Genomic DNA, 26,635 nt, shown 5'->3' on the forward strand with positions numbered 1-26,635 from the left:
GTGTGCCTGTCGGGCGGCGTGGCATTCCTCGACCGATGGTCGTGGATGGACGAGGTGGCGATGACCCCCAGGGACGAAAGGCCGACAGAACCGGCGGCCGACAGAACCGGCGCATCGGCGCGTCCACCGGCCGCGGCCGGCGGCGACGGCACCGCTTCCGTTCCCACGCTGATCATTCCGGCGGCCGGCCTGGCCCGGGTCATGGTGCCGGGCGGCGATTTCCTGCTGATGGCCGAATATATCCGCCAGGGCGGCGATCTGGTGCTGGTGGGCGCCGACGGCACCCGAATCGTCATCCAGGACTATTTCGCGTCCGAGACGCCGCCGCCGCTGATCGCCGAAAGCGGGGCGATGATCGATGCCGCCCTGGCCGGCAAGCTGGCGGGGCCGCTGGCCCCCGGTCAATACGCCCAGGTGGGCGGCGCCGACGGCGGCACCGCCATCGGCAGGATCGACACCCTGAACGGCAGCGTCGAGGTCAAGCACGCCGACGGCACCAAGGGAACCCTGGCCAAGGGCGATTCCGTCTTCGAGGGCGACGTCCTGGCCACCGGCCAGGGCGCGGCGGTGGGCGTCACCTTCGCCGACGGCACCACCATGTCGCTGGGCGAGAAGGGGCGCATGGTCCTCGACCAGCTGTCCTACGACCCCGGCGCCAAGACCGGTGAAGCCCAGATGTCCATCGTCAGCGGCAGCTTCGCCCTGGTGTCGGGCCAGATTTCCAAGACCACGCCGGACGCGCTGGTCCTCAAGACCCCGACCATGACGGTCGGCATCCGCGGCACCGGCCTGACCGGCAACGGCGACACCATCGCCATGATGGAGGAAAAGGGCGGCGTCACCGGCGAGGTGGTCATCACCACCGCCAGCGGCCAGACCCTGACCCTGAACGGCCCCGGCCAGGCCGCCGTCCTCGGCCCCGCCGGCACGCTGACCTCGACCACCTTCACGCCGCAGCAGGTGATGAGCATCGGCGGCACCGCCGCCGCCTCGCTGCCCAACGCCGCCAACACCCTGTCCAACAGCTACAACGCCGCCGCCCAGCAGGTGCAGCAGCAGATCCAGCAGCAGCAGCAACAGCAACAGCAGGAACAGCAGCAGCCGGAAGGGCCGCAGCCCGAGGGACCGAAGCCGCAATCCATCCTGAACCCGGCCCAGCAGGAACAGGCCCAGGCCCAGGCGCAGCCGCTGGTCAACATCCTCAAGGCGCTGGCCCCGCCGCCCGGCCCGGTGGTGGCCGGCGGATTGTTCGTCCCACCGCCGCCGCCGGTCGGCCCCGTCGATGTCCGCAATCCCATCCGGCAGGTCGTCGGCATCATCGACGACGGCAGCGCCGGCGCCTTCAATCAGGCGCGGGGACACAGCCAATCCGCCCAGTCGGCCAGGACCGGCGCCCAGGGCCAGCATGACCTGCTGTCCGCCAAGATCGCGGCGCTGAAGTCGGCGCTGGACGCCAACGCCGCCGCCGTGCTGGAGGCGAAGCTGAACGGCACGCCGTTGCCGGCGGCAGTGCAGCAGGCGATTCAGGACATCGCCGGCGTTCAGGCCGCCATCGCCCAGCAGAAGGTCGCCGCCGAGGCCGCCGCCGCCCAGGCGGTCCAGGTGGCCGGCGCCTTCCCCCTGGCCCGCGCCGAGGCCGATGCCGCCCTCCTGATGGTGACGGCGATCACCGCCCTGGCGGTGGACGCCGCCGACGCCGTCGTCCTGGCCAACCTCCTGGTGCTGGCCACGGCCATCGAGGCCGCCGCCGACCGGGCGGCCGCCCTGACCGGCGAGGTCGACGCCGTCTCGGACGCCATGGTGACCGCCATCGCCATGGACGACGCCGGGCTGAGCGGCGACGCCGTCCTGGAAGACACCCTGGCCGCGCTGGCGGCCCCGGTGGCCGGCACGCAGGCCACCCTGACCGATCTGCTGGCCGACATCGCCGCCCTGGAGGCTCAGGCGCAGACCCTGGACCTGAACGGGGCCAATCCCACGCTCAACGCCGAGTTCAACGCCGCCCGGCAGGCGGTGACCGTCGAATCCGACGCCGCCGCCGCCCAGGCCGCGGTCATGACCACGGCGGTGGCCGGCATCGACGCCATCCTGGCCGATCCGTCGGCCTATGCCCTGTCGGTGCTGGACGCCTGGACCACCGGCGCCGCCGCCGCTGCCGAGGCCAGCGCCGAGACCGCGCGCGAGGCCGCCGAGGCGCTGGTCGTCCAGGACCAGGCGGCGCTGACCACCCTGGTCGGCGAATTGCAGACGCTGCGCGATGGCGAGACCACCGTGCTGAACGCCTACCAGACCGCCCTGGCGGTGCAGGCCGCCTATGACGTGGCCGAGGCCGCCGCGCTGGCGCTCCGGACCAAGGCGCAAAGCGCCCTCGACGCCTGGGGCTCCTCGTTCCTGACCACGCTTTCCGGCGCCTCCTCCGACCTCGACAACGCCGTCGCAGTAATGGCCGGGGCCATCCGCGACGACTTCGCCGCCGACGCCGCCGCCAAGATCGACCAGGCCGTCGCCCTGGCCGAGGCCGGCTACAATCAGGCGGTCCTCGACCACTACAACGCCAACAATCCCGACTGGGCCGACACCCTGGCGGCGTTCGTCGCCGATTCGGGCGGCGCCACCTTCACCGCCGCCGTCACCGCCGCCGCCGCCGATTTCGCCGTCAATTCCTGGTCGGTGGCGGTGCAGGTCGCCACCACCGCCCAGACGGCGCTGAGCGGGCTCGACACCGACGACGACGTGGCGACCGGCGCCGCCGCCATCGTCATCTCGCAGGCCTCCAGCGCGGCGGTCAGCCTGGAAGGCTATTACGACGGTCTCTACGACCTCTACGACGATTCCCACGCCGACATCCAGGCCGACGCGGCGACGCAGCGGGCCGCCACCGACGCCGCCGAGGACGACTACAACGACTACGCCGCCCTGATCACCGCCAAGCAGGCGGCGATCGAGGCCAAGCTCGGCACCACCCTCGACCATCTCGACGACGTCGGCGAGGCCCGCGCCACCGAGGCCTCGGCGGAATGGTACCTGGACGCCGCCCACGTCGCCGCCCAGGCCAAGGCCGAGACCGATCTGGCCGCCGCCCTGGCCGCCGCCACCGCCCATGCCGCCACCGCCGTGGCCAAGGCCGGCGCGCCCGGCACCTCGAACGTGGACGGCAACGGCGACCCGCTGGACGCCGCCACCGCCGCCGCCCAGGCCAAGACCGCCGCCGACAGCGCCTATGCCCTGTTCCAGGGCGACCAGAACTATTCGTACGTTAACCCCGGCCTGAGCGAGCCCGACCTGTCGGCCCCGGCCAACAAGGCCCCCGCCTATACCAACCTGTACGATTCCGCCCTGGAGGCCGACACCCTGGCCGACGGCTTCGACGCCGCCGCCGCCGCCGCCCTGGCGCAGGCCCAGACCGCCCTGGCCGCGGTCGAGGCCGCCATCGCCTGGGCCCAGACCTACGCCGTCTATTCCGCGTCCATGGCCGCCAGCCTGACCGCCGCCCAGGCGGCGGTGTCGAAGGCGTCGCAGGCCGCCGCCGCCGCCCATTCGGTGGCGCTGTCGACCCAGGCCGCCCTGGATCTGGTGATCGCCACCGATCCCGATCCGGCGGCGGTGGCCAGCGGCATCATCGAGAAGAACGCCGCCGAGGCCGCCGCCAACAGCGCCGCCCTGGCCAAGCTGAAGCAGGAGGCCGCCGCCGCCGCCAGCGAGGCCGCCTACCAGGACCAGCAGGCGGATTCCGCCATCGCCCTGGCCGACGCCGCCCACACGGCCTTCGGCGGTTATTCCGACGAGGCCGGCGCCGACGTCGCCGCCCTGGCCACCCATCGCACCGATGCCCTGGCCGCCGAGGCCGCCGCCGACGCCGCCGCCGACCGAGCCGCCGCCCTGGCCGCCCAGGTCCAGGCCGCGACCACCGTGATCGACGCCAAGACCCTGCTGGGCCAGGACCGCCACCTTCATACGGACACCGGCGACACGGTGCTGGACGCCAACGGCGATTACGCCAGCGGCGACCCCATCGCCACCACCATCGCCGGCATCGCCGACGACGTCGTCACCGCGCTTTACATCGCCACGGTCCAGACGACGCTGGCCCAGGCCAAGACCGTCGCCGCCATCGCCTCGGCCGCCGCCATCGTCGACGCGCTGGTCGACGCCGCCGCCACCGACGCCGCCGCCGCCGTCACCGCCGCCGCCACCGCCGCCACCGAGGCTGACGCCGCCCTGGCCGCCGCCAAGGCGGCGCTGGGCGACATGACCCTGGCCGACAATTCCGCCGATGCGGTCAACACCGCCGTCGCCCTGGTTCTGGCCCGCAAGACCACCGCTGCCGAAAAACTGGCCGAAACGCAGGCCCACCTGTCGGTCATCGCCGCCGCCGCCGAGGATCTGGCGGCGCTGGGCGGTGGCGTCGAGAACGAGGCACTGGCCGTCGCCCAGGCCCGCGCCGCCCTGGAATCCCAGGTCGCCACCCTGCTGAAGCACAGCCAGACCGCGTCGACCGCCTACGATCAGGCCCTGACCGTCGCCACCGCCGCCGCCGCCAAGCATGACGCCCTGGTGTTCGCCCAGACCGCCCAGGATGCCGCCGAGGCCGCCGCCGAGGCCGCCGCCGCCGAGGCCCAGGCCCAGATCACCGCCCGCCAGCAGGCCCGCGCCGCCGCCGAGGAACAGGCGCACGAAACCGCCGCCGCCCATGCCGCCACCGCCGCCGCCAAGGCCGGCAGCGCCAGCCTGCTCGACGGGCTCGACACCGCCGCCAAGACCTATACCGAGGGCGGCCAGCTACGGACCAGCGTCACCGTCGCCGACGCGGTCACCGCCGAAATCCAGACCTATCTGGATTTCTGGTCGGGCAACCTGGAAAAGATCGCCGCCAACGCCGCCCTGGCCAAGAGCTATGCCGCCGAGGCCCAGGCCGCCTTCGACGCCGCCGCCCTGGCCGGACAGGGCTACCAGACCGCCGCCCAGGACGTGGCCGCCGCCAGCACGGCGCTGACCCGCGCCAAGTCGGCCGCCGCCATCGCCGAGGCCTTGTCCGACACCGCCGACGACCTGGCCACCGCCGCCGAATCCTGGCGCGCCGGCACCCTGATCAGCGACCGGATCGCCGCCGACGCCGCCACCGTCACCGCCAATGCCGCCTGGACCGCCGCCAAGGCCGCCTATGACACGGCCTATGCCGCCGCCGCCCAGGCCGAGGAGGACACCAACGATCCGCTGGTGGCCCAGGCCGCCGCCGACGCCACCCTGGTCTCGCAGCAGGATTCGCTCCATACCGCGCTGTACAAGCTGCTGAACGCCCTGGGCCAGACCCCGGCCTCGACCGCCCTGGCCGACCTGGTGGCCAAGGTCAACGCCTGGGCCGGAACCGCCCTGGCCGACGCCGCCACCGAGGCCCAGATCAACGCCGCCGTCACCGCCAAATGGGCCGCCGCCCCGGGTGACGTGGTGGCGGAAGCCTGGCACGACGCCTACGATTCGTCCTACGCCGCCTACGAAAACGCGGCCACCGCCGCCGCCGAGGCTACCGCCGCGGTCGAGGCGGCGGTGGCCCGCGCCGCCACCTTGCAGCTTCAGGCCACCGAGGCGGCCACCGCCTTCACCCAGGCACAGAACAACCTGTCGTCCGCCGCCGCCGCCGAGGCCTCGGCCGAGACCCTGGAAATCGCCGGCGAGTCGGTGGCGGAAAAGCAGGCGCTCAGCCTGCTGGCCGATGCCCTGGCCGATGCCGCCGCCGCCCTGGCCACCGCCTCGGCCAAGGCCGACGAGGCCGCCGACGCCGCCACGACCGTCGCCGCCAAGGCCACCGCCGCCGCGACCGCCTTCGGCCTGGACGACGATGCCGCCCTGGCCCTGGCCGTCACCGAGGCCGATGCCGCCCTGGCCCTGGCCGTCGCCGCCGATCAGGCCGCCGAGAACGCCGTCCTGGTCGCCGATACCGCCCTGGCCGACGCGCTGAAGGCGCTGAACTGGGCCAACACCACCATCGCCAATCTCGACGACGCCCTGGCCCAGGCCAAGACCGCCTGGACCCAGGCGCTGGCCCAGGCCCAGGCCGACTACGCCAAGGTGGTGGCCATCAGTGCCGAGGTCAACCGCGAGGCCGACGTGGCCGACGCCCAGCGCCTGGCCGCCGTCAACGCCTATTCCCAGGTGCAGGCGGTGCAGGAACAGCAGGAGGCGGCCGACGCCGCCGACGTCGCCGCCGCGCGGCTGGCCACCGAGGCGGCTGTCACCAAGGCCCAGGCCGCCGAGACCGACGCCGCCACCGCCGCCGCCAAGGCCGATCAGCTGGCCCACATGCTGGACGGCGCCGCCGATGCCGGCGACGGCGGCCTCGCCGATGTCCGGGCGCAGTTCGACGCCGCCTCGACCAGCGCGGCAACCAAGCTGGATGCGTTCGAGGCGACCCTGGCGGGCCTGGTGTCCAGCGGCGCCGGCCAGACCAACGCCCAGGCGGTGCTGACCCACTACAACGCCAACAATGACCCCGATTTCGCCGGAACCCTGACCGAGTTCCTCGCCAGCGCCGGGTTCGAGGCCGCCGCCCTCGCCGCGCGGACCGCCGGCGCCATCACCACCGCCTGGGAAACGGCGCTGAACGGCATCGCCGCCGCCTATGATTCCATTATCGAGGCCGAGGGAACCCTGGCCGGCCTCGATACCCTGGCCGACACCGCCCTCGGCGATGCCCAGGCGGCGGCGACCCTTGCCGGCCAGAAGGCCGCCGACGCCACCGCCAACGCCGATACCGCCGAGGCGCAGGACGCCATCGCCGACGCCACCAGCGACGACGGCGTCGCCGCCACCGCCGCCGCCACCGCCGCCGCCGCCGCCAAGGACGCCGCCGACGCCGCCTTCGCCGCCCGAACCCAGGTCGCCATCGCCGCCGCCAAGGTCTCGACCGTCGCCAACCTGCAAACCCAGATCGGCGCCGACGTCTCCGACGCCGCCACCCTGGTTTCGTCGGCGGTCAACAAGACCACCATCCTGGCCGCCATCACCAGCGCCACCGACTACCACGCCGCCGCCGACGCCAACCGGACGCTGGCCCAGGCCGACATCGCCACTATCGCCAGCGCCGTCGGCACCTCGGGCGACGCCAACACCGCCGCCGGCAGGCTGGCGACCCTGACCGCCCTTTACAACACCTGGGTGGTGAACCAGACCGCCGCCGCCTCGGCCGATCCCCAGACCCGCGCCCTGATCGATTCCGCCTACAAGCTGGCGGTGCAGGCCGACGGAGTGATCCAGTCCGCCAGGACCAAGGCGGCCGATCTGTTCGACAAGACCGGCTCCGCCCTGGACGTGGAGGGCCAGCTGGCCGCCGCCCTGGCCGCCAAGACCGCCGCCGCCGCCGCCGCCACCGCGTCGGACGCCGTCAAGGCCGCCACCGACGCCAAGGCCGCCGCCGACCTGGTGGCGCAGTACACCGTGCTGATCGATTCCGCCGCCGCCACCGCTACCGGCAATACCGGCGTCATCACCACCCAGCTAAGCAACGCCACCACGGCGGCCTCGGTGCTGACGGCGGCGACCAACACCAAGGTTCACGCCGACACCGCCGCCGCCCAGGCGGCCATCGCGGCGACGCAGGAAGCCATCGCGACGGCCAAGGCCGCCGAGGCCAAGGCCGAGGCCGCCCTGGCCGGCGACGCCGCCGCCAATGCCGCCAACGCCATCATCGCCGATCCCCTTGCCGACATTTCCGCCCTGATCAATTCGGCGGCAAGCCATGCCGCCCTGGCCCACGCCGCCGCCGTCGCCGCCAGCGCCGCCCAGGATGCGGCCAGCGCCGCCAGCGTCGCCGCCGATGCGGCCGCCGCCAGCGCCGCCACCGCCGCCAGCGGTCAGGCGGTGGGTTCGGCCGCCGCCAGGCTGGCGACCGCCGCCCAGACCTCGGCCACCGCCGCCCAGGCCTCGGACACCGCCGCCACCGCCGCCGAGACCGCCGCCATCGCCGCCGATTCCAAGGCGGCCGACGCCGCCGACGCCGCCGCCGACGCCGCCACCGACGCCACGGCGGCGCTGGCCAGGGCGATCGACGCCATCGAGGGCGACATCGCCTCGCGGGCGCTGGCGTCCGAGGCCAACAAGACCATCGCCCAGGCTCAGGCCACCCTGGCGGCCAACACCTACGACGCGGCCGGGTCCACCGACGACGTCAAGGGACGCCTTGCCGCCGTCATTGCCGACATGCAGGACTGGTACAACGATCACCTGACCGATCTGGGAACCGCCACCCTGTCGACCCTGTCGACCCTGATCGGCAAGGCGGGGCAACTGGACGCCCTGGCCGCCGCCAGGGCCACCGCCGCCGACGCCGCCGCCCAGCTGGTGACCACCGCCGACGCCGCCATCGACCAGAACGTCATCGACATCGCCGCGCTATCGGCCGAGGCGACCCCCGACGCCGCCGACATGACGGCGGCCCAGGCCGAACGCGCCGACACCAACGCCCAGGCGCTGGTCGCCGCCAACCAGACCGCCATCGCCCAGGCGGCGACCCAGGCGGTGTTGCAGGTCCAGGCCAATGTGGGCGCCATCGAGACCGGCTTCGCCAATTTCAAGTCGCAGGTCAGCGCCACCATCAAGGCCGCCAACGCCCAGGCGATCAAAACCGCCGAGACCGGCGCGGCGCCGGTGGCGGCGGCCGATTCCGCCACCCTGAACGAGAATATCGGCCTTGCCACCAACAAGGTGACGGTCGGGGTGCTGTCCAACGACACCTATCTCGGCACCGCCACGGTGTCGGCGATCAGCGGCGCCGCCAACGGCACCGTGGTGCTGAATTCCGACAACACCATCACCTATACGCCCAACAAGTATTTCTCGGGCACCGAGACCATCACCTATACCCTGACCAACACGGCGACCCTCAACGTCGCCCAGAGCAAGGTCGAGGATTCCGACCCCGATTCGGTGACGCTCAACCGGGTGTTCACCACCACCGGCACCCTGACGGTGACGGTCAACCACGTCAACGTGGCGCCGACCATCACCAACCTGACGGTGGTGGGGCTGGAGAACACCTCCGGCTCGCAAAGCGTCGCCTTCACCGCCAGCAGCTTCACCAACGCCTATACCGACCTGAACGGCCAGGCGCTGTCCAAGGTGATGATCTCGACCCTGACCGCCCACGGCACCTTGCTGCTGAACGGAACGGCGGTCACCCTGAACCAGGAGATCAGCGCCGCCCAGCTGGGCAACCTGACCTATCGGCCGAACCAGTACTACAACGGCATCGACACCTTCCAGTGGAAGGCCTCGGACGGCGAACTGTATTCCAGCGCCGCCGCCACCGGCTCCATCAGCCTTCAGGCGGTGGTCACCGCGCCGACCGTCACCACCGTCAGCGCCAGCGGCAACGAGAACACCACCGCCACGTTGCAGCAGGTTCCGCTGTCGATCACGGTGGCGGACGCCGACACCAGCGATTTCATCAAGTCGGTGGTGATCACCGGCGTGCCGGCCAATGTCAGCCTGTCGGCCGGCACCATGACCAGCTCCGGCACCTGGAGCCTGACCGCGGCGCAGCTGACCGACCTGAAGCTGATTCCGGCCCAGAACTACAACGGCAGCTTCGATCTGACCGTCACCGCGACCTCGGCCGACCTGACCGACGTCAACAAGACCTCCAAGACCGTCAAGACCCTGCATGTGGACGTGGCGCCGGGGCTCAGCGCCCCCACCGTCGTCCTGTCGGCCGCCGGAACCGAGGCGTCGACCGGAATCGCCCATGCCGCACCGATCGCCATCACCACCGCAGACACCGTCAACTCCATAAAGATTTCCGGCCTGCCCGCCGGCACCAGCCTGTCGCTGGGCACCACCGCCCTGACGGCGGTGGGCGGCACCTATACCCTGTCGGGCAGCAGCAACCTCGCCGCCCTGAACGACACCCTGGCGACGCTGAAGATCAACACCCCGGCCTATTTCAACGGTACCGTCAGCCTGAACGTGGCGGTCCTGGTCAGCGACGGCGGCCTGAGCCAGACCTATGCCAGCGTCAAGCCGTTCGTCATCGCCCCAGTCGCCAGCGCCGCGACCCTGACCACGCCCACCGCCGCCGGCGCCGAAACCGCGCTTGGCGCCGTCATTCCGCTCAGCGTGTCGGCGGTGAACGCCGATACCTCGGACGATTCGCTGACCATCCGGATTTCCGGCCTGCCGGCCGGCGCCACGCTTTCGGCCGGCACGCTGTCGGGGGGCACCTACACCCTGACTCCGGCCCAGCTGAGCGGCCTCGCCATGCAGGTGCCGGCCTATTTCAACGGACCGGTCGACCTGACGGTGCAGGCCGTCACCGTCGACGGCGCCTCGACCCAGACCGCCACCTCCACCTTGCATGTGGACGTCGCCAACACGGCAAGCCTGCCCACCATCACCGCCCCGGCGGCGTCCGGCAATCAGGACGGCGACATCGCCCTGTCGCTGTCGGTGGCCAATCCCGACACCTCCGACACGGTGGCGGTCAAGATCTTCGGCCTGCCGGCCGGCGCCACCTTGTCGGCGGGAACCCTGTCGGACGGCACCTATACCCTGACCCCGGCGCAGCTGTCGGGGCTGTCGCTCACCCCGGCCGCCGGCTATTACGGCTCGTCCACCCTGACCGTCCAGGCGATTTCCACCGACGGCAGCGCCAGCCAGACCGCCACCTCGCCGCTGCTGCTGGAGGTGCTGCACCCCAACGAGGCGCCATCGATCAGCGTCGGCGGCAGTTTCAGCGTCGGCGAGGACAGTCCCTCCTCGCTGTCGGGCCTGTCCATGTCCGATCCGGATTCCCTGCCGACCGACGATGTCCTGGTCACCCTGACGGTGGAGCACGGGGTCCTGACCCTGTCCACCACCGGCCTGACCTTCACCGTCGGCGACGGCGCCGGCGACGCCACCATGACCTTCACCGGCGCCAAGACCGCCGTCAACGACGCGCTGGCGACGCTGTCCTATCTGGGCAACCCGGATTTCAACGGCAGCGACCAGCTGACCGTCACCATCGACGACCTGGGTCATTTCGGCACCGGCGGCCCGCTCACCGCCACCGAGACGCTCAGCTTCACCGTCGACGCCGTCAACGACGCCCCGGTCATGATCGGAGCATCGGTGCTCGACGTCGCCAACATCGCCACGGCGACCGATACCGCCATGGCCACCGACGTCGATACCGGCGACACCGTCACCTATCATTTGTGGGACGGCAGCTCTCCGACCGGCAGCCTGGTCACCCTGCACGGCACCGTCACCATCGATTCGGTCACCGGCGTCTATACCTATACCCCCGCCCCCGCCACCAGCGAGATGGAGGTCGGCGACAGCCAGGCCGATTCGTTCCAGGTGGTGGCGATGGACAGCCATTCCGAGCTTTCCAGCCCGGTCACCGTCAACGTGTCGATCACCGCCCCGGCCATCGGCACCGTCGGCGACGACACCTTCCACAGCGGCGCCGGCGACGACGTCATCAACGGCGGAGCCGGCTCCGACGCGGTGGTCTATGACGGCCAGATGGCGGATTACGCCATTTCCACCGATGCCGGCGGCACCCTGACCGTCGCCGATGGCGGGGCCAACGACGGCACCGACAGCCTGACCGGCATCGAGACCCTGATCTTCGCCGACGGAACCCTGACGGTGGCCGGCGGCGCCGGAACCCAGACCCTGCTGGGCGGCATCGGCGTCGAGCACGTCACCGGCGGCGGCGGCTTCGCCGTGATCGACCTGGGCGACGGCGACGACTCGCTGACCCTGGCGGGAGCCGACCTCGCCGGCCTCGCCACCCTGAGCGGCGGCCTCGGCGCCGACACCCTGACCCTGACCGGCCTGCCCGGCCTGGTGACGGATTCCGTCTTCGGCCAGACCTCGGGCTTCGAGACGGTGAAGCTGCCCGCCCTGGGCGGTCCGACCCTGTCGGTGGGAACGCAGGCGGGGCTGTCGGGCATCGGCACCATCGACACCTCGGCCGTCACCGGTCCGCTGACCCTGGCGGGCGGCGGCGACCCGGCCCTGGACATCACCCTGATCGGCGGCAGCGGCGATCTGGTCCTGCCGGCGGCGATGAGCGGCACCCTCACCCTGGTCGAGACCGGCGACACCCATGTGCTGGACGCCTCGGCGGTGCCGGATTCCGGATTCAAGGGCGCGCGGCAGATCGGCGACGATCTGGCGCTGATCCTGTCGCCCGCCGCCGGCGGCGGCACCTTGGTGGTCCAGGACCAGTTCGCCGGCACCGGCACCGGCATCAGCCATGTCCACACCGGTTCCGAGAACGACCCCGACGAGACCTTCATCGGTTCGGTCGGGGGCCAGACCACCCTGACCGGCGGCACCGGCTCCGAGATATTCGTGTCCAATCCCAACGTCGCCACCATGATCGGCGGCGGCGGCGACGACACCTTCTTCATCGCCGAGGCCGATCAGACCGTGATCGGCGACGCCGCCGCCCAGCATGGCGGCATCGTCGGCGGCGAGGTCAACTTCACCTTCGCCACCGGGCCGGTGGTGGGCGACAACCTCGGCGCCAGCTTCGCCGGGGTGACGACGACGATGGTCGATATCGACCACATCGTCGGATCGGCCTTCGACGACACCCTGAGCGGCGGCACCGGCTACGTCACGCTGGAGGGGGCGGGCGGCGACAACACCCTGAGCGGCGGCGGCACCACCACCGTCAGCTACCAGCACGCCATCGCCGGCATCGTCGCCAACCTGTCGGCCACCGACCTGACGGTGGGAACCATCACGGTCGCCTCGGGAACCGTGCTCAACGGCTTCGGCGGCACCGACAGCCTGACCGGCATCTACCGCATTCGCGGATCGGAAGCCGCCGACGTGATCAGGGGTGGCGATTCCGGCTTCCACGTCCTGGACGGCAGGGGCGGCGCCGATACCCTGATCGGCGGCGCCGGCGACACCCAGTTCCGGACCAGCCTGGGCGGCGGGGCCACCGTCATCGGCGGCGCCGGCTTCAACTCGCTGGCCTTCGGCAATTACATGGGCGGCGCGGTGGGCGATGCCGCCTTCGCCAACGTCAGCGCCATCCAGACCCTGAGCCTTTACGGCAACGGCACCACCGCCACCGCCGCCTCGATCACCCTCGGCACCGCCTCGGCGGCGGCGGGAATCACCACCGTCGACGGCCAGGGCTGGACGGCGGGGGTCACCATCGACGCCTCGGCGCGGAGCAACGCCCTCACCTTGCGCGGCGGCGCCGGCGACGACACCCTGATCGGTGGAGCCGGCATCAACACGCTGGTCGGGATGAATGCCGGCAGCGGCGGCGAGATGGAGATGGGCAGCAGCGCCAATGCCGCCATCACCGTCAACGCCGCCGCCACCACCATCGTCGGCGCTGGCGGCATCGACGTGATTGTCGGCGCGTCCCAGGACATCGTCTTTTCCGACGGAACCGTCGCAATCCGGGGCGGCGGCGCCACCGTGACCGGCGGCGGCGGCAACGACCATCTGGTGGTGGGCGCCACCACGACCCGCGTCGAGGCCGGCTTCGGCGACGACGTCATCATGGCCGATGCCGGCGATCAGGTCTTCGCATTCGACGCATCGCAGATCAACGCCCAGGACACCATCGCCGGCGGCAGCGGCGTCGACACCATCGCGCTGACCGGCTTCGCCATGCTCGACGACGACGCCTTCGCCAATGTGAGCGGGGTGGAAAGGCTGAGCCTGGATGCCGGGGCGACCCAGGCCGGACTGATCCTGGGGGCCGAGGCGCAGGCGGCCGGCATCGCCGCCGTCGACGCGGCGCTGACCACCGGTTCGGTGGCGGTGGACGCCTCGGCCATGTCGTCGGGAATCACCCTGATGGCCGGCAGCGGCGTCACCTCGCTGCTGGGCGGGGCGGGAACGGATCGCGTCCAGGTGCTGGCCGATCAGGCCGACGCGGCCCTGTCCAGCTTCTCGGGCGGATTCCAGGCCTCGTTCTCCGGGGCCTACGCCACCGCCAGCCTGATGGCCGCCGGCGTCGAGGAACTGTACTTTGCCGACGGCAAGAGCCTGACCCTGGCGCACAACGCCGGCCTCGCCACCGTGATCGGCGGAACCGGCGACGACGTCATCCGGACCAATTGGGGCGTCAACGTCATCGACGCCGGCGCGGGCGGGTCCGACACCCTGATCAGTGGCGGCGGCAGCCCCGCCACCTTCCGCCTCCACGACGGGCTGGAATCCACCGACACCATCATCGGCGGCGTATCCTCCGGCGACGTGATCCAGCTTGGCGGCGGCGTCATCGCCGACGCCGCCTTCGCCAACGTCACCGGCATCGAGACCCTGTCCCTGACCGGGGCCGCCACCGTCACCCTGGGGGCCGAGGCCCAGGCCACCGGCATCATGATGGTCGACGCCTCGGACTCCGTCGGCGGCGTCACCATCGACGTCGGTTCCGGCGGAACGCCGATCTTCGCCACCGGCGGGTCGGGCGACGACACCTTCACCGGCGGCGTCGGCAACCACAGCTTCGACGGCGGCGACGGCATCGACACGGTGACGTATGGCGGCACGATGGCCGGATACCGCATCGGCGCCGTCAACGGCGTCCTGACGGTCGAGGATATCAATCCCGGCGACGGCGACGACGGCGTCGACACGCTTGCCAATGTCGAGCAACTGCTGTTCACCGACGGCACGCTGAGCGTCGCGATGGGCAATGGCAGCCTCGGCACTCTCACCGCCGCCGGGACGCTCGCCCTGGTCAATACCGTCACCACCAGTAATCAGGAAATGCCGCATGTGGCGGCGCTGAGCGGCGGCGGCTATGTCGTCACCTGGCGGAGTATCGCGCAGGACGGCGACAGCTGGGGCGTCTATGCCCAGCGCTACGATGCCGCCGGTGCTCCGGTGGGAGTCGAGACCCTGGTCAACACCACCACGGGGTCCGAGCAGTGGGGCGAGACCGTGGCCGGGCTGGCCGGTGGCGGCTTTGTCGTGTTGTGGCACAGCAACGGCCAGGACGGCAGCGACTGGGGTGTCTACGGCAAGGTGTTCGACGCGAACGGCGTCCCCAACGCCGCCGGCGAGTTCCTGGTCAACACCACCACCACCGGCTTCCAGGCTTGGCCGGCGGTCACCGCCCTTGCCGATGGCGGTTTCATGGCGACCTGGGACGGCGGCAACCCCCGCCAGATCTACGGCAAGCGTTTCGATGCCGACAGTTCCATGGTGGTCGACGAGTTCCAGATTTCCACCAACACGGTCGCCGATCCGGTCGAGTCCCTGATCACGCTGCCTGGCGGCGACATGGTGGTCTTCTGGCACGCCGATGGCCAGGAAACCGGCGCAAGCCCCACGTCCGGCGTTTTCGCCCAGCGCTTCAGCCCATCCGGGGCCAAGGTGGGAAGCGTCTTCCAGGTCAACACCACCGAGGCCAGTGTCCAGCATGGCGCGGCGGCGCAGCCGCTGAGCGGCGGCGGCTTCGTGGCGATGTGGCACAGCGACCAGCAGGACGGCGACAACTACGGGGTGATCGGGAGGGTTTACGATTCCTCCGGAGTGCCGGGGGCGGAATTCATCGTCAACACCACCACCGCCGGCTTCCAGGCCTACCCCGCTGTCACCGCCCTGCCCGATGGAGGCTTCCTGGCGGTGTGGGACGCCTATCCACCGGCCTCCACGGCGCACAACGTCTTCGGCCAGCGCTTCAGCGCGCTGGGCCAGAAGGTCGGAAGCGAGTTCCAGATCACCACCGACAACTTTACCGGCGAGCATCATCCGGTGATCACCACGCTGACCAACGGTGATGTGGTGGTGGCGTGGTATGCTCCTGACGCCGATCAGACCGGCATTTACACTCAGCGCTATACCTTAACCGGCGGTGTGGCGGATGGGGCCACCCTGACCGGCGGCGACGGCGCGGACCAGATCAATGTCGGCAGCGGCATCGCCGCCATCGACGCCGGCATGGGCGACGACACCATCGCGCTGGCGGTGGGCGGCCTGACCTCGGCGCTTACCGTCAACGGCGGCAGCGGCGTCGACACCATCGCGCTGACCGGCTTCGCCATGCTCGACGACGCCGCCTTCGCCAATGTGAGCGGGCTGGAAAGGCTGAGCCTGGATTCCGGGGCGACCCAGGCCGGACTGATCCTGGGGGCCGAGGCGCAGGCGGCCGGCATCGTCGCCGTCGATGCGGCGTTGACCACCGGTTCGGTGGCGGTGGACGCCTCGGCCATGTCGTCGGGAATCACCCTGATGGCCGGCGGCGGCGTCACCTCGCTGCTGGGCGGGGCGGGAACGGATCGCGTCCAGGTGCTGGCCGATCAGGCCGACGCGACCCTGTCCAGCTTCTCGGGCGGATTCCAGGCCTCGTTCTCCGGGGCCTATGCCACCGCCAGCCTGATGGCCGCCGGCGTCGAGGAACTGTACTTCGCCGACGGCAAGAGCCTGACCCTGGCGCACAATGCCGGCCTCGCCACCGTGATCGGCGGAACCGGCGACGACGTCATCCGGACCAATTGGGGCATCAACGTCATCGACGCCGGCGCGGGCGGGTCCGACACCCTGATCAGTGGCAGCGGCGGCCCCGCCACCTTCCGCCTCCACGACGGGCTGGAATCCACCGACACCGTCATCGGCGGCGCGTCCTCCGGCGACGTGATCCAGCTTGGCGGCGGCGTCATCGCCGACGCCGCCTTCGCCAACGTCACCGGCATCGAGACCCTGTCCCTGACCGGGGCCGCCACCGTCACCCTGGGCGCCGAGGCCCAGGCCGCCGGCATCGCCGTCATCGATACGGCCTTCAACAGCAGCGCGGTCACCATCAACGCCGCCGCCATGTCGAGCGGCATCACCATCTTCGACGGCGCCGGCAGCGACACCGTCATCGGCGGCAACTTCATCCAGTTCAACATGCCCGGGCCGGCCGAGACGGTCACCGTGGCCGGCGGCACCGTCGCCATCAGCAGCGGCGGATCGGACGACCTGCTGTCCGGCGCCAATGTCTGGCTCGACTATGGCGGCGGCGACCACCTGTCGGTCAACAGCAACGGCACCGAGATCATCGGCGCCGTCGCCGACGACAATCTGATCGTCGGGACGGGAGTGGCCTATGCCGACGGTAGTTTCGGCAACGACACCATCACCTTGCAAAACGGCGGCATGACCCTGGCGGTCGCCGGCGTCGAGACCCTGATCGGCGGCGACGGCAACGACGCCGTGACCCTGGCCGGCGAATTCTCGGGCGGCAGCATCGATCTGGGCGGCGGGATCGACACCCTGATCCTGACCAATCTGCCCGGCTCGACCGTGGCCGACGCCGCCTTCGCCGACGTTTCCGGGGTCGAGAGGCTGGCCCTGGCGGCGGGCGTGACCACCGCGACCATCGCCCTGGGGGCCGAGGCGCAGGCGGCCGGCATCGCCGCCGTCGACGCGGCGCTGACCACCGGTTCGGTGGCGGTGGACGCCTCGGCCATGTCGTCGGGAATCACCCTGATGGCCGGCAGCGGCGTCACCTCGCTGCTGGGCGGGGCGGGAATGGATCGCGTCCAGGTGCTGGCCGATCAGGCCGACGCGACCCTGTCCAGCTTCTCGGGCGGATTCCAGGCCTCGTTCTCCGGGGCCTACGCCACCGCCAGCCTGATGGCCGCCGACGTCGAGGAGCTTTACTTCGCCGACGGCAAGAGCCTGACCCTGGCGCACAATGCCGGCCTCGCCACCGTGATCGGCGGAACCGGCGACGACGTCATCCGGACCAATTGGGGCATCAACGTCATCGACGCCGGCGCGGGCGGGTCCGACACCCTGATCGGTAGCGGCGGCCCCACCACCTTCCGCCTCCACGACGGGCTGGAATCCACCGACACCATCATCGGCGGCGTATCCTCCGGCGACGTGATCCAGCTTAGCGGCGGCGTCATCGCCGACACCGCCTTCGCCAACGTCACCGGCATCGAGACCCTGTCCCTGACCGGGGCCGCCACCGTCACCCTGGGCGCCGAGGCCCAGGCCGCCGGCATCGCGCTGGTCGACGCCTCGGACTCCGTCGGGGCGGTGAACGTCAACCATGCCGGCGGTGGCCCCGGCATCCAGATCAGGGGTGGCAGCGCCAACGACATCCTGGTCGGCAACGGCGTCGCCATGGATGACGCCAGCCCGTATTTCCCGGATTTCCTCGACCTGTCGGCGGCGACCGGGGCGGTCACCGCCGACCTGACCGCCGGCAGCGCCAGCGGTTCGGGAATCGGCGCCGACAGCGTTAGCGGCTTCCACGCCGTCATCGCCGGCTGGTACGGCAACACCCTGACCGGCAGCGCCGCCGGCGATCTGTTCTGGACGACCCATCTCGCTAGCCTGGGAACCGGCGACACCATCCACGGCGGCACCGGCGCCGACGCCTTGCAGGTCAACGCCACCACCGATCTGCGCGGCGCGACGATCGACGGCATCGAGATGATCACCGCCGGGGCCAGCCAGGGGTTGAACCTGACGGTCAACCTGTCGCAACTTTCAGCCATGGCCGCCTCGGCCCTGACCGAGGGCACCGGCGTCCTCGGCATCGATTTCGGTCTGGATGCGGCGCCGACCTCGCTGACCATCGCGGTGGACGGCTCCGGCAGCCTGACCGACATCCTCAACACCAGCTCTCCCCAGCTTTACAACCTTGACCGCGTGATCCTCGACGCCTCGGCCCTGACCACCGGCCAGACCCTGGGCGAGGGGATCAACACCGTCACCACCATCCTGGGCGGCAGCGGCAACGACACCATCAGCGTCCATGCCGGCGTGGTCCATGACGGCTGGATACTCGACGGCGGCGGCGGCTCCGACACGGTCCTTGTCGCCGATGGCGGTCTGGTCGACCTGACCCAGGCCACTCTGAACGGCGTCGAGACCATCGCCATCCAGGCGGGCAACAGCGCCGCCACGGTGGCGCTGACCCTGGGCCAGGCCGCCGGCGTCACCCTGGACGGCGGGAACACCGATTCGGCGCTGACCGTGGACCTGCGGCTGGCCGACGGCGGCGCGACATTCGATGCCGCCACCCTTGCCCTGGTCAATTGGGGGGCCGAGGACGCGCTGCGCATCACCGGCGGCGGCGGCGACGACACCATCACCGGCGGTTCGGGCAACGACGTCTTCGGAATCAGCGGAGGAGCCGACACCATCGATGGCGGCGGCGGCGATGACCTGCTGGACCTCTATGGCCTGTCGGGAGGAGCCACCGTCAACCTTGCCTCCGGCACGGTGATGTCCAGCCTGGGCACCACGGCCGTTTCCTCGGTGGAGCGGGTGGCCGACAGCGCCGATGTGGACACCTTGATCGGCGGTTTCGGGGCCGATGTCTTCCAGTTGCACGGCGGCGTCCACGAGGCCGACGTGATCGACGGCGGCAGCGGCGGCGACACCATCTGGCTGAGCCAGGGCGCCGACCTGCGGGCGGCAAGCATCGCCAGCATCGAGACCCTGGCGGTGAACGGCTCGTATTCCACCGTCACCCTCGGCAAGGACCAGTTCGGCACCGGCCTGTCCAGCGCCCTTCAGCTTACCGGCACCGGCATCGGCAGCCGGCTGGAGGTCGAGGTGCTGACCGCCGGCTTCGACGCCTCGGGCTTCACCTTCGCCAACTGGACCGACCTGAGCGACTGGAGCACGTCCAACGGCAATTCCGTCAAGCTGAACGCCGCCTCGGCCAGCGGCCTGGTGACGCTGACCGGCAGCAGCGGCGCCGATTACCTGCTGGGCTCGGGCTATGCCGACACCCTGACCGGCGGCGCCGGAGCCGACAAGATGGATGGCGGCGGCGGCAACGACGTCTTCCAGCTGTTCGCCAACGACGCCCAGGCCGGCGAGACCATCATCGGCGGCGGCGGCCTCGACACCATCAGGCTGATGGGCGGCAACGACCTGCGCGGCGTCGGCTTCACCGACGTCGAGACGCTGAGCCTGAACGGCTATTCCGCCATGATCCGGGCCGACCAGATTCCGTCGGGCTCGGTGCTTTCGGTGGTGGCCGGGACCGGCAACGAGACCTTGTACGTCTACGGCGACGACAGCGTCGGCACCGATTTCCGGACGGTCATCGGCAATCTCAGCCTGTCCGGCTTCGCCATCGGCGACCGGGTCTCGTTCATCGGCGGCAGCGGCGACGACGTCCTCAAATCGACCATGGTGATCGATGCCCTGGACGGCGGCGAGGGCAACGACACCCTGATCGCCACCTCCGGCGCCGACACCTTCCTCGGCGGCGGCGGCGACGACCTGTTCGACTTCACCACCAGCGGCCTCAACCTGGGAGTCGGCACCACCATCAGCGGCGGCGACGGTTTCGACACGTTGCAGGCCAACGGCAACGGCGCCAACGGGAGCAGCAACTACAGCTTCTACAGCAACTCGATCTCGATCAGCGGCATCGAGCGCATCGTCGTCCGCGACACCCAATACACCTTCAACTCCGCCGATTTCAACGGCCAGGCCGTCGAGTTCCAGGGCCTGGGCGCCCTGGGCACCGCCTCGGCCCAGCTGGTGTTCAAGATGACCGGCGGCGCCAGCGCCGATCTGTCGCAACTGACCTTCGGCGGCACCATTCCGGTTTCCGTCACCCTGGATTACGCCGGTTCCGCCATGGCCGGCGACATGGTGGCCCTGGTGGGATCGACCATCGGCGATTCCATCGTCGGCGGCGTCGCCAACGACACCATCACCGGCGGACTGGGGGCCGACATCCTGGCCGGCGGGAGCGGAGCCGACGTCTACCGCTATACCGCCGCCACGGACTCGACTGGCGCCGATACCGACGTCATCAACGGCTTCGTGTCGGGCCAGGACGTCATCCGGTTCGAAGGGATCGGCGGCATCGTCTACGACTCCACCGCCTATTCGTGGCAAGGTTCGCTGGCGGCGTCGCTGGGGGCGATCTCGGCCATCGACAATAAGCTGGTGTTCTTCACCGACGGGACCGACGGCTGGCTGCACGTCAAGGGCGCGGGAACCGGCACCAGCTTCGACGGCACCCTGATCAAGCTGGCCGGAATCATCGCGCCGCCGTCGCCGTCCAGCCTGGACGGCGTGACCCCCAATGCGGCGCCGGTCCTGACCCAGGTCGGCACGCAGACGACGCTTTACACCTTCGACAACCTGATCGCCGGCCAGACCATCGACGGTCAGGACGGCTGGGTCGCCAATACCACCGACCTGACCGGGGTGGCGGCGGCGACCGCGTCGGGCGACTATGCCGGATCGACCGCCTTCATCGCCGGCAACAGCGGCGGCAACACCACCCGCGGCGCCTCGCACCTGTCGAACGGTTCGCTGATGATGCCGAGCCTGACCCAGGGCACCAATCTGGCCCTGGAATTCGACATGTCCCATAATTATTGGGGCAGTTCCTTCCGGGTCGGCCACGACGCCAACGCCAACGGCAGCATTCTGGAATACGGCCCCAATCACGAGACCCCCAACGTGGGCGAGCAGGCCATCGGCCTGTTCCTGAACCCCCAGGGCAGCAGCCTGACCCTGTTCGCCGCCGACGGAACCCCGACCACCATCGCCTTCACCCCGCCCGGCCAGTGGCTGCGCTTCCACATCGACCTGGACACCGGCGCCAACGGCGGCCAGGGAACCGTCAGCCTGTCCTACCGCGATCTCAGCAATTCAGGGCCATGGACCCCCATCACCGGCTTGCAGGGCCTCGACGCCCATCTGGATTGGGTGTCCTCGACGGCGACCAACCCGACCCTGTGGAACGGCGTTCAGTTCTGGGGCGAAAGCGGCACGTTCGCCATCGACAACATTTCCATGACCAATTCGCCGCTGTCTCCCATCGCCGAGGATAGCGGCGATGGCGCCGGCAATGCCGGCACCCTGGTCTCGGCCCTGCTGGCCGGCCACGGCAGCGACGCCAATGTCGGAACCGTCCTGGGCGCCGCCATCACCTGGGCCGACGACACCCATGGCGATTGGGAATACAGCACCGACGGCGGCGCCACCTGGGCCGACATGGGCATGGTGTCCGGCACGGCGGCGCGGGTCCTGGACGCCGCCGCCAGGGTGCGGTTCGTGCCCGATTCCGATTTCAGCGGCAACGTCGGACTCATGTTCCGCGCCTGGGACCGCTCGGACAACGCCGCCAGCGGTTCCACCGTCGACCTGACCGCCGCCGACCCGGTTTACGGCGCCTACAGCACCCTGACCGCCAACGCCACCCTGGCCGTCACTCCGGTCAACGACGCCCCGGTCCTGTCGGGCGTCACCCACGGCGCCCAGATGACGCCGAGCCTGCTGTTGAACGCCGAACCCGGCATGGTCCGGTCCGGTCATGTCGTCGCCACCGACGCCGACATCGTCACGGGCGACATCCTGACCTATTCGCTGGGCGGCGGCACCCTGACCGCCCATGGCACCGTCACCATCGATTCGATGACGGGGACCTTCAACTATCAGGCCAATGCCGGCTACCAGGGCAGCGACAGCTTTTCGGTCACCGTCACCGACAGGCATGGCGGCAGCGATACCGAGACCATCAATGTCGCCGTCTATCCCTATCACAGCCTGACCATCCCCGGCACCATCATCCCCCATGTGTCGCAGGGCGGCACCCTGAGCATCGGCGCGGCCTATCTGAAGGCCTTGGAAACGCTGCCGGTGGACGATTCCACCATCGTCTACACCCTGACCGACACGGTCGATCACGGCACCCTGACCCTGTCGGGCGCGTCGCTGGGCGTCAACGGCACCTTCACCCAGGCCCAGATCAACCAGGGATTGGTGAAGTTCGCCGCCGACGCGGGCTATGCCGGAACCGACATGTTCATGGCCTCGCTGTCGGACGGCATCGGCGGCACCGGCAGCGGCAGTTTCTCGCTCAGCATCTATGCCGGCACCAACGAGGCGCCGGTGATCTCCACCGGTGCGCTGACCGCCGACCAGGGCGCCATCACCGCCATCGGCGCCGGACAGCTGAACGCCACCGACGCCAATACCGCCAACGGCATGCCGGCCAGCCAGCTGGTCTACACCATCACCGCCCTGCCGGCCCATGGCGCCCTGATGGTCAACGGCGCCGTGCTGTCGGTGGGATCGACCTTCACCCAGGCCGACGTCAACAATGGCGGCGGCGGCATGGCGGGGCTGAAGTATTTCAGCGACGGCAGTTCCTATCACCCCGGCGATTTCTTCTCGGTGACGGTCTCCGACGGCCAGACGACGACCGCCGCCGCCTCGGTCACCATCGGTATCGACGCCGTCGACCAGGCGCCGGTGGCCGGCAACGGCGCCGGCCACGCCCGCTATTTCGACGGCACGTCGCCGTCGTCGATCATCGTCGCCGATCCCAACAACCGGCTGGCCTTCACCGATTCGGTAACGCTGGAAGCCTGGATCAAGCCGGACTGGACCGAATCGCCCGGCGCCCGGACCCTGTTCGCCAAGGGCATGAGCACCCTGTCCATGGATTACGGCCTGCTGGTCAAGGAAGGGCCAGACGCCGAGTCCTTCACCCTGGTGCCGGTGGTCAACGGGGTCGAACTGGCCGAAAGCTCCATCGTCTTCGGCAATGACGCCTGGCATCATGTGGCGCTGTCGCTGAACGCCGCCACCGGCGTCGCGATGGTCTACGTGGACGGCGTCGCCGCCGACCCGGCCAGCTTCGCCGCCGGCTCGCTGCCCGCGACCATGAGCAACCTCCACATCGGCCAGTCGCCGGCCGGCAGTTCGTTCTATCGCGGCCTGGTCGACGAGGTGCGGATATGGCACGACGTCCGCACCGAGGCCGAGATCACGGCCGGCATGACCGGCCGCCTGAGCGGATTCGAAACCGATCTGGCCGGTTACTGGCGCCTGGACGAACAAAGCGGTTCCATCGTCGCCGACCTCACCCCCAGCCAGCTTCACGGCACCACCGCGACCGGATACACCCCCGAGGTGTCGGACCGGGCGCCGGTCACCCCAACGCTGGATGCCGGCGGCAACGGCCAACTGACCGGATTCGATCCCGAATCGGGCAGCCTGACCTATGTCATCGTCGATCAGCCGACCCACGGAACCATCACCCTCAACCCCAGCACCGGCGCCTTCGTCTATACCCCCGATTTCGGCTTCGACGGCGCCGACCGGATCACCTACAAGGTGTTCGACGGCACCCATTATTCCGCGCCGGCGGTGGCCGACCTAATTCCGCTCGACGTCAACGACGCCCCGCTCCTCCACGGCGTGAGCGCCCGCGGCGGAGCGCTGGTCATGAACGGCGGCGTCGCCGGAGCCACGGCGGCGATGCCCAGCAGCCTGTTCCCGAGCGTCGCGGCCACGTTCGAGTTCGACGTCAACCTCAACGTCGCCAACGTGACCCAGCAACTGATCAGCCTGTCGTCGACCCAGTCGCCGACCGACAAGATGATCATCGGGGTGAATGCCAGCGGCCATATTTACGTCCAGGAGGGCAATACCTCCCAGGTCAGCACCGCCACCCTGTCGCCCGATGGCTGGCATCACGTCTCCGTTTCCGTCTCGATCGAGACCGGAGTCGCCACCATCGTCGTCGATGGGCAGGGATACGGCCACGTCGACGCCTTCCCCATCAGTCTGATGAATGTGGACCGGATCTCCATCGGCGGCCCCGCCGACGGCTCCGCCATCGAGACCCTGAACGGCATGATCGACAATGTGCGGGTGTGGTCGACGGAAAGAACCCCGCTGGAAATGGCCGCGCAGGCGGGCGTCTCGCCGACCGGAGACGAGCCCGGACTGGTCGCGGCCTGGACTTTCGACGCCGCCGGCGGCGGCATGGTCGCCGACCTGACCGGCCGCCATCCGCTGACCCTGTCGGGCGGAGCCGCCACCCTGGCCCCGCCGGTCGAGGCGATGCATTTCAACGGGTCGAGCCAACTGGCCACGACCAGCGTGGTCAGCTTCGCCGACCACACCGTCGAAACCTGGATACGGACCGGCAGCGGCGCCTCGCAGGCGCAGATCATCGGCACCCACGACCCGGCGACGGATGGCGGCGCCAGCCTGTACCTGATGTCCGGCGGCACGCTGAGGGTGCAGGTGCAGACCGGCGCCGGCGATTACCAGACCTGGGACACCTCCACCCCGGTGGCCGACGGCCAGTGGCACCACGTCGCCTACAGCTTCGACTCCGTCGGCAAGACCGCCGTCATCTATGTCGACGGCGTCGCCCAGGCCACCACTCCCGGCGGCGGCGGCAGCCTCGGCACCCTGGCGGTGACCGGCAAGGAACTGGACATCGGTTCCGCCCAGAACCTGTCGCTGCGCTTCACCGGCGATCTGGGCGACGTGCGGATATGGAACGACATCCGGACCGGAGCCGAGATTTCCGGCGGCATGAACCGCGACATGATCGGCGACGAGCCCGGCCTGCTGTACAATTGGGTGGTCGAGGCCGGCGGCCTTGTCCGGACCACGCCGTCCGCCATCGGCGTCGGCCTGTCCGGCATCACCATGATCGCCGACGGCGCGCCGTCCGGCGCGTTGACCGAACCGACCCTGCGCGAGGGCACCACCCTCAACGGCCGGGCGGTGGCGTTCGACCTGGACGGCGACACGCTGACCTTCTCGATGGCGACCGGCGGCGATCCGCTGCACGGCAGCCTGACCGTCAATCCGGACGGCACCTACGCCTACACCCCGACCGCCGGCTATGTCGGCGGCGACAGCTTCACCCTGCGGGTCACCGACGGCACCCTGAGCGCCGAGCGGACCATCGCCGTCACCGTCACCGATTCCACCGTGGTGCACGGCGTCGCCTCCGCCACCGGGGTTCTGTTCGCCGACGGAGCCGGACAGGCGGCGCTCGCCCGGCTGGACAGCCGCGACTTCAGCGCCAATCAGGCCAGCATCGAATTCGACGTCTCGCTGTCCGGCGCGGTTTCGGGAACGCAGCGGCTGGTGGCCCTGGCCAATTACAACGGCGTCGCCGATCTGGAGGTCACCGCCAACAACGACGGCTATATCAGCCTCCGGCTGGGCGCGACCAGCGTCGCTTCCGCCGAGTTCGAATACCAGGACTGGAACCGCGTCACCGTCACCTTCGACGGCGCCGGCGCCAACCTCTACCTGAACGGCCGGCTGGTCGGCGGCTCGACCACCGGCGTCACCGCCGACATGCTGACCGACGCGGGCAAGCTGCTGATCGGTCCGGAGACCAGCGCCACCTCGCTGTCGGCGATGTTCGACAATGTCAAGCTGTGGAACCGGACGCTGAACCCGGACGAGATCGCCGGCGGCGGCGACATCCCGGCCACCGGACTGGTTGGGCACTGGAGCTTCGACCAGCCCGGCTCGACCGCCGAGAATCTGGCCGGCAATTCCTGGAGCGACCTGACCCTGTCGTCCTCGGCCCATATCGGGCAGCCGCCGCTGCGGGCGGCCCGCTTCGACACCGGCCAGGCGGTGGACATCGCCGGTGGCCTGGCCAGCGGCACCGGCCCCGTCACCTACGAGGCCTGGGTCCGCACCACCATGGTCGGAACCGGCACCATCTTGTCGCTGGGCGACACCAGTTCCGCCACCGGCGGCGTCTCGATGATCGTCGATGACGGCCAGCTCGCCCTGATGAACCATCTGGGTACCCAGATCGTCACCTCCACCGCCGTCATCAATGACGGGATGTGGCACCATGTGGTGGTGACCATGGTGGGGCAGGACGCCCGCGTCTACGTGGACGGCGCGCTGGACA

At 70.3% G+C, this 26,635-nt stretch carries 1 protein-coding gene (cut by a window edge); it reads left to right on the top strand.

Going from position 1 to position 26,635, the window contains the following annotated elements:
• Window positions 1–26,635 carry the 5' portion of a LamG-like jellyroll fold domain-containing protein gene (locus MTBSS4_RS19140; RefSeq protein ID WP_173984963.1) on the top strand. It continues 8,588 nt past the right edge of the window, so the window shows 26,635 of its 35,223 coding nt (coding positions 1–26,635); the start codon lies at window positions 1–3; its stop codon lies off the right edge, out of view.

Source organism: Magnetospirillum sp. SS-4 (genome assembly GCF_902729425.1).
GTDB lineage: Bacteria > Pseudomonadota > Alphaproteobacteria > Rhodospirillales > Magnetospirillaceae > Phaeospirillum.